6 protein-coding genes and 2 pseudogenes are annotated in these 10,514 nt (G+C 65.3%); 2 read left to right on the plus strand and 6 right to left on the minus strand.

Going from position 1 to position 10,514, the window contains the following annotated elements:
• Positions 1-812 precede the first annotated feature (812 nt).
• The 4 genes from BFF94_RS27630 to BFF94_RS27645 all read right to left on the minus strand — a co-directional run bounded on the left by BFF94_RS27630 (position 813) and on the right by BFF94_RS27645 (position 7,448).
• Positions 813-3,938: an efflux RND transporter permease subunit gene (locus tag BFF94_RS27630; RefSeq protein ID WP_128842546.1), complete on the minus strand. Its 3,126-nt coding sequence runs from the start codon at positions 3,936-3,938 to the stop codon at positions 813-815.
• Positions 3,935-5,143 (minus strand): efflux RND transporter periplasmic adaptor subunit, encoded by a 1,209-nt coding sequence (locus tag BFF94_RS27635; protein WP_219140087.1) that lies wholly within the window; start codon positions 5,141-5,143, stop codon positions 3,935-3,937. Before BFF94_RS27635 ends, BFF94_RS27630 begins: the two co-directional genes overlap by 4 nt.
• Positions 5,140-6,612, minus strand: a complete 1,473-nt coding sequence (locus tag BFF94_RS27640; protein ID WP_158061914.1) for an efflux transporter outer membrane subunit — start codon at positions 6,610-6,612, stop codon at positions 5,140-5,142. Before BFF94_RS27640 ends, BFF94_RS27635 begins: the two co-directional genes overlap by 4 nt.
• Before the next feature lie 158 nt (positions 6,613-6,770).
• Positions 6,771-7,448: a response regulator transcription factor gene (locus tag BFF94_RS27645; protein ID WP_128842549.1), complete on the minus strand. Its 678-nt coding sequence runs from the start codon at positions 7,446-7,448 to the stop codon at positions 6,771-6,773.
• A gap of 145 nt (positions 7,449-7,593) precedes the next feature.
• Between BFF94_RS27645 and BFF94_RS27650 the strand changes: the two genes are divergently transcribed.
• Together BFF94_RS27650 and BFF94_RS27655 are read left to right on the plus strand one after the other, a co-directional pair.
• Positions 7,594-8,280 (plus strand): response regulator transcription factor, encoded by a 687-nt coding sequence (locus tag BFF94_RS27650; protein ID WP_128842555.1) that lies wholly within the window; start codon positions 7,594-7,596, stop codon positions 8,278-8,280.
• Positions 8,267-9,640, plus strand: a complete 1,374-nt coding sequence (locus tag BFF94_RS27655) for a sensor histidine kinase (RefSeq protein ID WP_128842550.1) — start codon at positions 8,267-8,269, stop codon at positions 9,638-9,640. Before BFF94_RS27650 ends, BFF94_RS27655 begins: the two co-directional genes overlap by 14 nt.
• Before the next feature lie 124 nt (positions 9,641-9,764).
• Here the strand turns inward: BFF94_RS27655 and BFF94_RS27660 are convergent.
• Both BFF94_RS27660 and BFF94_RS27665 read right to left on the minus strand, forming a co-directional pair.
• Positions 9,765-10,193: pseudogene (locus BFF94_RS27660) on the minus strand (transposase); the annotation flags it as partial.
• Between the two features lie 177 nt (positions 10,194-10,370).
• Positions 10,371-10,514, minus strand: a pseudogene (locus BFF94_RS27665) (IS701 family transposase); the annotation flags it as partial.

Consider the following 10,514-nt stretch of genomic DNA (forward strand, 5'->3'; position numbering starts at 1 on the left):
CCTTCGCAATAGCCCCGCACAATTGAACCACCGCGGCTCGTAGAGGATTTCCGCGGAAGTTGGTGGACCATCAACTTCCCGAAAAACCCATTTTTAGACGGGGCTCGGGCGAATTTCAGCGGACCTTGGCGCACCACCCGGACAACCATCACAATTCATTTAATTTTGGATCGTGCCGGTGCTGTACGCCAATTCCTGAAAAGCTTTCCGTTCCGTCCCCGTAAACAAAATTTGCACCATCCCGTCCGAACACTAAATAGACAAAAAAAACGGACGCGAGACGTTCCGAGCGATGACGCAAGTGCGCACGTTTCCGACCAGAATCCACGCTGCTTGCCGCCTCAGTGCCGCTCCGGCATGACAGCGCCGTAACATGCCGTGGGAGCCGACGGCAACCGCATCCACAACACTGAAACTCCGATGTATCGTTACATATCCGTGCCGGCCAATCTACGCATGCTCGAGCGTCTGAGTGCGTCAGCCCCTTGCTTGCAGAGCGAATCAGAGCAGTGCTGCCCTTGGACTATTTGGGAGCTAGTCCATGTATTCGTACGAAGACCGTATCCGAGCGGTCAAGCTCTACTTGAAGCTTGGAAAGCGCCTTACCGCGACCGTTCGTCAATTAGGCTACCCCACAACGAAATCTCTCGAACGTTGGTATCACACGTCCGAGCGATGTCTAGATTTGACGAGGGAACGTATTTGCTTGAGGCGTCGCTATTCGGCAGAACAAAGGAAGGCGGCCACAGACCACTATATGAGCCATGGTCAGTCCATACATGCGCGAAAAGGACGATTACCCTACGCAACCGTCACGGCGACCGCTCCGATTCGGCAACCGGCTCGAGCAGCGAATCATCGCTGTGAGCACCCCGCTCGAAGCGCCGCGCCAGCCGATCGAAATACAGGTAAACAACCGGCGTCGTGAACAGCGTCAGCAATTGCGACAGAATCAGCCCGCCGACGATCGCGATCCCCAGCGGCACGCGCAGCTCGGCACCCGCGCCGTGTCCGATCGCGAGCGGCATTGCGCCGAACAACGCGGCGAGTGTCGTCATCATGATGGGCCGAAAGCGCAGCACGCATGCCTGGCGGATCGCCGCGACCGGCGGCAGGCCCTGCTCGCGTTCCGCGACCAGCGCGAAGTCGATCATCATGATCGCGTTCTTCTTGACGATGCCGATCAGCAGGATGATGCCGATCATGCCCATGATCGACAGGTCCTGCTTGCAGAGCAGCAGCGCGAGCAGCGCGCCCACGCCCGCGGACGGCAGCGTCGAGATGATCGTGAGCGGATGGATCGGGTTCTCGTAGAGCATCCCGAGCACGAGGTACACGACGACGAGCGCGGCAAGAATCAGGTATGGCTCGCTCGCGAGCGACGCCTGGAACGCCTGCGCCGTACCCTGGAACGTGCCCGTGAGCGTGTCCGGCTTGGCCGCAGCCGCCTCGGCCGCGCGAATGGCGGTCACGGCATCGCCGAGCGACTGCCCCGGCGCGAGGTTGAACGAAATCGTCACCGACGGGAACAGCCCCTGGTGGTTTACCGATATCGGCGACACGTTGTTCTCGATGCCGACCAGCACGTTCATCGGCACGAGTTCGCCGGTCAGCGGCGAACGCACATACAGGTGCGCGAGCGCGTCGGTCGTGAGCTGGAATTTCGGATCGACCTCCACCACTACGTGATACTGGTTCAGCGAAGTGAACAGCGTCGCGATCTGGCGCTGACCGAAGGCGTCGTAGAGCGTGTCGTCGATCGCCTGCGCGGTGATGCCGAAGCGCGACGCGGTATTGCGGTCGATCACGAGCGTCGCGCTCGTCGCCGACGCCTGCTGGTCGGATGTCACGTCGGTCAGTTGCGGCAGCGTGGCGAAGCGCTTCGTGAGGCGCTGCGCCCACAGGTTCAGCTCCTGCACGTCGGCGTCCTGCAACGTGTACTGATACTGAGCGGCGCTGATTCGCCCGCCGACCTGGATGTCCTGCCGGACCTGCATCGACAGCGTGATGCCCATGACCTTCGCGACCTGCGGCCGCAATCGCGCGAGCACCTGCGTCGCGCCCGCCGTGCGCTGGCCGAACGGCTTCAGGTTGATCATCATGCGGCCCTGGCTCACCGTCGGGTTCGGGCCGATCCAGTAATACACGTTGTCGACGGCGGGATCTGCTTCGACGATGCGGCCGAGCTGCTGCATCTTCGCTGCCATCGCCTGCGGCGAAATGTCCGGCGCCGCCTGCGCGACGCCCAGGATCAGCCCCGAATCCTCCTGCGGAAAAAAACCTTTCGGCATGGACACGAACAGCGCGGCGGTGAGCGCGACTGTCCCGAGCGTCACAGCGAGCATCGTCCTGCGATGGGCGAGCGCCCAGTCGAGACCACGCTCGTAACGCCGTTCGACCGCGACGAACGCGACCTCGAGCCAGCGCTCGAGCGTGCGCAGCCTGCCGCCGTCCGAGCCCGGCGGGCGGATCAGCCATCCGCACAGCATCGGCGTTATCGTCAGCGAGACCAGCGCCGACATCACGATCGCGACGCTCACCGTCACCGCGAACTCGCGGAACAAGCGGCCGACGATGCCGCCCATCATCAGGATCGGAATGAATACGGCGATCAGCGAGATCGTCATCGACACGATCGTGAAGCGCACCTCGCGCGCGCCGAGCAGCGCGGCGCGCAGTTTCGGCACGCCTTCCTCGATGTGGCGCATCACGTTCTCGATCACGACGATCGCATCGTCGACGACGAAGCCAACCGCGATCGTGAGCCCCATCAGCGACAGGTTGTCGAGACTGTAGTCAAGCAGGTACATCACGCCGAACGTCGCCACCAGCGACAACGGGATAGTCAGACTCGGAATCACGGTGGCCCAGACGTTGCGCAGGAACGAGAAGATCACCATCACGACGAGCGCGATCGTCAGCATCAGTGTGAACTGCACGTCGTGCACCGACGCGTCGATGGTCTGCGTGCGGTCGCCGACGACATGCACGTGTGCAGCCGCGGGCAACGACGCCTCGAGTTGCGGCAAGCGCGACGTGATGTTGCGGATCGTCGAGACGACGTTGTAGCCCGGTTGCTTGTGCACGTCGATGATGATCGCGCGCTCGTGCTGCAGCCATGCCGCCTGCTGCGTGTCCTCCGCCGCGTCGATCACGGTGCCGAGATCGTCGAGCCTGACCGGCGCGCCGTTCTTGTAGGCGACAACGAGATTGCGGTAGCCCGCCGCCGAGGTGAGCTGGTCGGTCGCGTTGAGCACGACCGAGCGGTCCGGGCCGTTGAGGTTGCCCTTCGGCGCGTTCACGGTCTGCACGCCGACGATCGAACGGACGTCCTCCAGCGTGAGCCCGCGCGCCGCGAGCTTGTCGGGATCGATACGGATCCGCACCGCAGGCCGCTGCTGCCCGTGGAAATCGACGAGACCGACGCCCGGCATCTGCGAGATCTGCTGCGCCAGGAAATTCTCCGCATAGCTGTCGAGCTGCGTCAGCGTCAGCGACGGCGAGGTCAGCGCAAGCGACAGCAACGTGAAGTCTGCCGGATTGACCTTTTCATAGGTCGGCGGATTCGGCAGGTTCTTCGGCAGCGTGCCGCCCGCCGCGTTGATCGCGGTCTGGACGTCCTGCGCCGCGCTGTTGATGTCGCGCGACAGGTCGAACTGGATCGCGATCGACGTCGTGCCGAGCGAGCTCGACGACGTCATCTGCGTGATGCCGGAAATGTTCGACAACTGTCGTTCGAGCGGTGTCGCCACCGAGGTCGCCATCGTGTCCGCGCTCGCGCCCGGCAGCTTCGCAACCACCTGGATGGTCGGGAAATCGACCTGCGGCAGCGGCGCGACGGGCAGCATGAAATACGCGACCAGCCCGACGAGCAGCACGGCGATCGCAAGAAACGACGTCGCGACGCGACGCCGGATGAACAGTTCGAGCAGGCTCATGACGATGTGTCCAGCGTCGCGACCGGCGCGGGCGCGGCGGCCTCTTCGCGTGCACCGACGAGCTTCGCGGCTACCAGCGTGCCCGGATTGAGGCGGCTCTGGCCCTCGAACACAACGAGGTCACCGGCAACGACACCGCTCCGAATTTCTGTCATCCCGTCGACCGTGACCCCCGTTTGCACCGCGCGCAATCGCGCTTTGCCGGATGCATCGATCGCATAGAGCTGCGGGCCGGATTGGGTGTTGACGATCGCGCGGCCCGGCACGGCGAGACGCTGGCGATCGGTACGCAGCAGTACCCGCGCGTTGACGAGCTCGCCCGGCCACAACCTGCGATCGGTATTGGCGAACGCACCCTTCAGCTTGATCTGGCCGGTGGTCCGGTCTACCTGGCTATCGATGAAGCTCAACGTGCCCTGCGCGAGCGGCTCGCCACCGGCACGTGCCGTGATGGTGACGGGCAGCGGCGCCTGGCCCTGTCCGTTCAGCAGCTCGGGCAGCACGTCCTGCGGCACCGAGAACTGTACGTCGATCGGCTCCATCTGCGTGATGGTCACGATGCCTGTCGAGTCGCCCGGATGAACGATCGCGCCGACGTCGGCCTCGCGCGCGCCGACCCGCCCGGCGAACGGCGCGGTGAGCGTCGTGAAGCCGAGCTGCAGACGATCGTTCTGCACGATTGCGGCATCGGCGGCCACCGTCGCCGTCAGCGCCTTGACCTGGGCACGCGCCGTATCGACGCTCTGCGTCGTTGCCGCACCGATTCCGACCAGCTTCGAGTAGCGCTCGAAATCGAGTTTCGCATTCTCGAGGCTGGCCTGGTCCTTGTTCTGCGTCGCCTCCGCCTGGCGCAGCTGCGCGGTGAGCGGCCCCTGATCGAGCCGCGCGAGCACTTGCCCGGCCTTGACGTCCTGCCCTTCGGCAAACTGCACGCTCTGGAGCTGGCCATCGACGCGCACTTTCACGTCAACGGCATTGCGCGCCTGCACGGTGCCAACCGCGACGGCCCGGATCGGGAAATCGGCCAGCACCGGATGCCCGGCGACGACGGGCACCGCCGGCGTGGAGGCCGGTGCGGCGTGCCTCGGCCACTGCCACCACGCGAGCAGCGCAAGCGCGGCGGCGGCGCAGGCGACGAGCCGCGACGAAAATCGGCGGCCGCGCGGCGGCGGCTGTCTCGGGGGAAGATCGGCGATGTGATTCATGGCGCGAGGGAAGACGATGGAGTGATGGGCGACGAAGCGGGAGCGGCCACGCTCGCCAGGGCGGGCGGCGTTTGCGTCACGCCGAAACCGCCGCCGAACGCGCGGAACAGCCCGACCGACGCCTGCAACCGGGCAAGCCGCGTCTGCACGAGCGCGTCTTCGGACTGATAGTGCGTGCGCTGCGTATCGAGCACCGTGAGGAAATCGACCGTACCGCTGCGGAATTGCGCATCGGCCAGTTGCGCGGCCTTGCGGGCGGCGTCGGCGGCCTCCTGATCGGCGGCCTCGACCTGCTGCTGCTGCGACGCGGCAGACAGCATGTCCTCCACATCCTGGAGGGCGGCAACGACCGTCTGGCGGTAATCGGCGATGCCCTTCGCGGACGCCGCCTCGCTCGCATGCAACTGGCCGCGCAGCGCACCGCCGTCGAAGATCGGCGCGGCGAGCGCGGCGGCCACGCTCGCGAACGGGCTCGACAGGAAGCGAGACAGCGCGCTGCTGCTCAGCCCGCCGTCCGCCGTCAGCACGAGGTTCGGAAAGAAAGCGGCGCGGGCGGCGCCGACGTCAAAGTTGGCCGCCTGAAGCCGCGCCTCCGATGCGCGGATGTCCGGGCGCGTGTCGAGCAGACTGGCCGGCAGGTTTGGACGCGGCCGTGGCACCACGATGCCGGCCAGCGGCGCCGCGGCGATGTCGAAGCCTTCCGGTGCCGAGCCAACCAGCGTCGCGAGCAAATGCAGGTTCTGGTCGAGCTGCTGGTGCAGCGCCGGGATCGTGGCCTGAAAGGTGGCGAGCACGTTGCGCTGCTGCTGGACCTGAAGCTCGGTCGCGACACCCGCCGCCTGCTGGGCCTGCAGCAACGCGAGAATCCGCGCGGCGTTGGCCGAGATCGACTGTGCGAGCGCCTCGCGTTGCCGCAGGCTCTGCACCTGGAAATAGGTATCGACGATCGAGGCGGTCAGCGTCAGCGCAACCGTGTCGCGATCGAACCCGGCGGCCTGCACCAACCTGTCTGCCGCGTTTGCGTTGGCGGCGTTGCGGCCCCAGAAATCGATTTCGTAGCTCGCCTCGGCGAAGAGGCTCTGGCTGCGGCTCGAGCTGCCCGAGCCTGACGACCCGCTACTACCGCTCCGATGATGGCTGCGATCGAACGTGCCGTTCAGGGTCAGCGACGGAAAAAGCGGTGCACCGGCTTTCTCCGCGCTGGCACGCGCCGCGTCGACGCTCGCAAGTGCCGACGCGAGCGAATAGTTGTGCTGCAGCCCGCGCTCGACGAGTGCGTCGAGCGCGGCGTCGCCGTAGGCGCGCCACCAGCCGCTCGCGACGGGCGCCGTGCCGGCGAGCGACGACTGCGCGGCGTCGTTCCATGAGGCGGGCGCGGGCGGCGCCGGACGTTGGTAGGTCGGCACGAACGAACAGCCTGCCAGCGATGCCGCCAGCAACGTGACGGCCACCAGGCCTTGAAATGGCACGTGCCATGGGGTGCGCCGGGCCGGCGGACCGTCCAACCGAAGCATCGATCGACTCCCTCGCAACTTTTACGCGACGAGAATAGCGATGCGTTCCTGTCCGGCCTTTCGCTCGAAGATGAAATAAATTTAATGGCTGTCGGCGTGTCGCGCAGGCACGCTCAGGCGTCGCCGCCCAGCATGTAGCCGGCGCCGACGACGGTATGGATCAGCGGCCGCGCGAAATCGCGATCGATCTTCCCGCGAAGCCGATGCACGTGCATGTCAATCACGTTGCCGCGTGGCTCGAACTGATAGTCCCAGGCAGCCTCGAGCAGCATGCTGCGCGTGACGACCTGCCCGGCATGCCGCATCAGGCATTCGAGCAGCAGGTATTCGCGATGCTGCAACTGAAGATCGCGACCGCCCCGGCTCGCCCGGCGTGTGCGCCGGTCGAGCGACAGATCGGCCACGCGCAGCACGTCCTGCAGCCGGGTGCGGTCAGCGCGCCGTGCGAGCGCTTCGACACGCGCCAACAGTTCCGCGAACGCATACGGCTTCACGAGATAGTCGTCGCAACCGGCACGAATTCCGTCGACGCGATCGCCCAGGCCTGCGATCGCCGACAGCATCAGCACCGGTGTCGCCCGATCCTGCTCACGCAGGCGCCGCACGAGTTCCATGCCGTCGAGTCCGGGCAGCTTGCGATCGGTCACGATCACGTCGTAGATGCCCTCGCGCGCGAGCGCGAGCCCGAGCGCGCCGTCGCCCGCGGTGTCCACGACGTGGCCGCTTTCCGTCAGGCCGCGCGCGATGAATTGCGCGCCGCGTAAGTCGTCTTCGACGATCAGGATCCGCATGCTGGAACGAATTAGGTTAAATTAATTTCATGTTGGCGCGAACCGGGTGTTGGACAAGCCGGTGCATACTGCCAGCGCTAGTTTACGCTTCGCGCCCGGCCGGCGAGCCAGCGACGGCCGACGCACCTTCCCTGGCGGATTCCTGATGCCCCATATCCTCGTCGTCGAAGACGATCTTCAGACCCTCGACGAAATCGTCTGCGCGCTCGCCGACTACGGCTGGCTGGTCGAATCTGCCCGAACGGGGCGCGACGGCCTCATGCTCGCCGTCGCGAAGCAGTACGACGCGATCGTGCTGGACCGGATGCTGGCCGGCGGACTCGAAGGTCTCGGCATGCTGGCGGCCATCCGGAGCGCCGGCGTGACAACGCCGGTGCTGATCCTGAGCGCACTGTCCGCGGTCGACGAGCGGGTGCGCGGCCTGCGCGCAGGAGGCGACGACTACCTGACCAAGCCGTTCGAGTTCGTCGAACTCACCGCCCGACTCGACGCGCTGATGCGCCGCCGTGACGGTCCCGTGAGCACGATGCAGGAATACCAGGTCGGACCGCTGTCGCTCAATCTCCTGACCCGCGAAGTCACCTGCGCCGGGCGACCCGTCGCGCTGCTGCCGCGCGAATACCTGCTGCTCGAGTTCCTGATGCGGCATGCAGACCAGACCGTGAGCCGCACGATGCTGTTCGAGGCCGTCTGGGGCTACCGCCTCGACGAACGAACCAACGTGATCGACGTGCACGTGAGCCGCTTGCGCAAGAAGCTCGATCCAACCGGCAGGCTGTCGCTGATCCAGACGGTGCGCGGCTCGGGATATACGCTCCGTGCAGCTGACTGACCTCCACCGCACCACCAGCTTCCGGCTCGCGACGCTGTTCCTCGCGATGTTCGGCGTCGTCTCGGTCTTGCTGTTCGCGTACCTGTACATCGAGATCACCGGTTTCGAAACGGAGCGCGTCGACGACTGGCTGATCCGCGAACACGCCGCTACCGTACGCGAGGACCACGCCGACCTGGCCGCGCGCTTCGCGCACCAGAGCCAATTCGATCCGCGCCAGCAGCGGCCGTTCGGCCTGTTCGACGCACAGGGCAAGCACGTCGCTGGCGGCTACGGGGGCGACCGACCGCCGATCCCTGTATTCGACAAGCCGTTTCCGATGCGGCTGCCCCTGGGCGGCGATCGTCACGCGCCCGGTCGGTGCATCGCCACGCAGGTCCCGGACGGTCGCACCGCACTGCAGTGTCAGAACACGCGGGAGCTCGATCACTTCGACGAGGAGTTGCTGCACGTGCTGGTGACAGCCGGCCTGCTGATGCTGTCGACAGGGCTCGTCGGCGCCGCGATTGTCGGCGTCGGCGCGGTGCGGCGGCTCGACGCCGTCACGCAATCGATCGAGGAAATCGTATCCGGCAACCTGAGCCAGCGGCTGCCGGTGCATACGAAGCAAGACGACGTCGGGCGGCTCGTGCATGTCGTCAACAGCATGCTCGATGAGATCGAACGGCTGATGCATGAGGTCAAGGGCGTATGCGACGCGATCGCGCACGACCTCCGCACGCCGCTCACACGCCTGCTCGCGGGCCTTGAACGCACGCAGCGGCGCGCTCGGAACGAAGCGGACTATCGCGTGGCGATCGACGACACGATTGCCGAGACGGCCAGCATCCTGCATACGTTCAATGCGCTGCTGCGCATTTCGGAGATTGAGTCCCACGCGCGCCAGCAGAATTTCGCCGTCGTCGATCTCGCCACGATTACCGACGACGTTGTCGAGTACTACGAACCCACCGCCGAAGACAAGCGCGTCACGCTCGAATACCGCCGCACGCCGGACGGTCCGCTCGAACTGCAGGGCGACCGCAACCTGCTGTTCGAAGCATTGGCGAATCTCGTCGACAACGCGATCAAGTTCGCGCCGGAGGGCGGCCGTGTATCGATCCAGCCTTTTTGCAACGCGACGGGTTTCGGCGTCTCGATCGCCGACGACGGCCCGGGCATCGCGCCTGACGAGCGTCAGGCAGTTCTTCGTCGGTTCTACCGCACGGAGACGAGCCGACATACGCCCGGCAGCGGCCTCGGCCTCAGCCTCGCCGCCGCGATCGCGACGATGCACGGGATGGCGCTGCGCTTCGACGACGTCGAGACCGGCTGCAGCGTCACGCTGTATGCGTCACGCCGGCCGGCGCCGCATCAATGAAACAAGTCTCGATGGGCGGCGCAGGGTTGCCATGAAGATCACCATCACGGCGAGCGCGATGGTCAGTTGTAGGCGTGACCTACCCCCGGTTTTAGTACGGTGACGGTGTAGAGTCCGTTCCAGAGCCCGACAGCAGGCCCCGTTGCTGCGCCGTTTCCACCGTCGCGTTGAACAGCTCCGTCACCGCGTCGAATTCCAGTAGTCGATCCCGGTTCTTGCTGAACACTGAGTGGTTCCACACCGCATCCTCGATCGACAGGCCTACGAACCATCGGAACAGCAGGTTGTACGAGATCTGCTCGACCAGGTGCCGCTCGCTGCGGATGCTGTACAGCACTTGCAGCAGCATCGCCCGCATTAGTTTCTCGGGCGCGATGCTCGGTCGGCCTCCCTTCACGTCGACTTCGTACATCGCCGAGAACTTCGCGTCCATCTTCGACAGTGCTTCGTTCTGCCACGTCCGGACCTGGCGCAGCGGATGCGTCTGCGGAACAAATTCCTCTAGCCTCACCGTGCTGAATAACGATTCGTTGTAACCGTCCGCGCCTCGCATCTGCCTGCCCCTCCTTGATCTCGGGAACCTGCATCCTGCTGGACGGATTGAGGTATTTCAGCGGCCTGCTAGTCTTACTGTGTCAATAAGTCAGCATTGGACGCTGAACAAAACGGACATCGCTGGAGCCGGCGCGCGATGTAGGCAGCGATACGCCAGCGCAGCGTGGTGATGGAATCAGCCACGTGGCGCTGCGCGCGCTGGGGACCCGCGTGGCACGTAATCCGAGGGTAAGGCAAATGGATTGCGGTTCGCGGAGTTTTTTTTACTGCCGCCTTGTATAAGGCGTTGAGCAACAAGAGACCCATAGGCAGCAATACA

Origin of the sequence: Burkholderia catarinensis (assembly GCF_001883705.2) — a bacterium.
Classification (GTDB): domain Bacteria; phylum Pseudomonadota; class Gammaproteobacteria; order Burkholderiales; family Burkholderiaceae; genus Burkholderia; species Burkholderia catarinensis.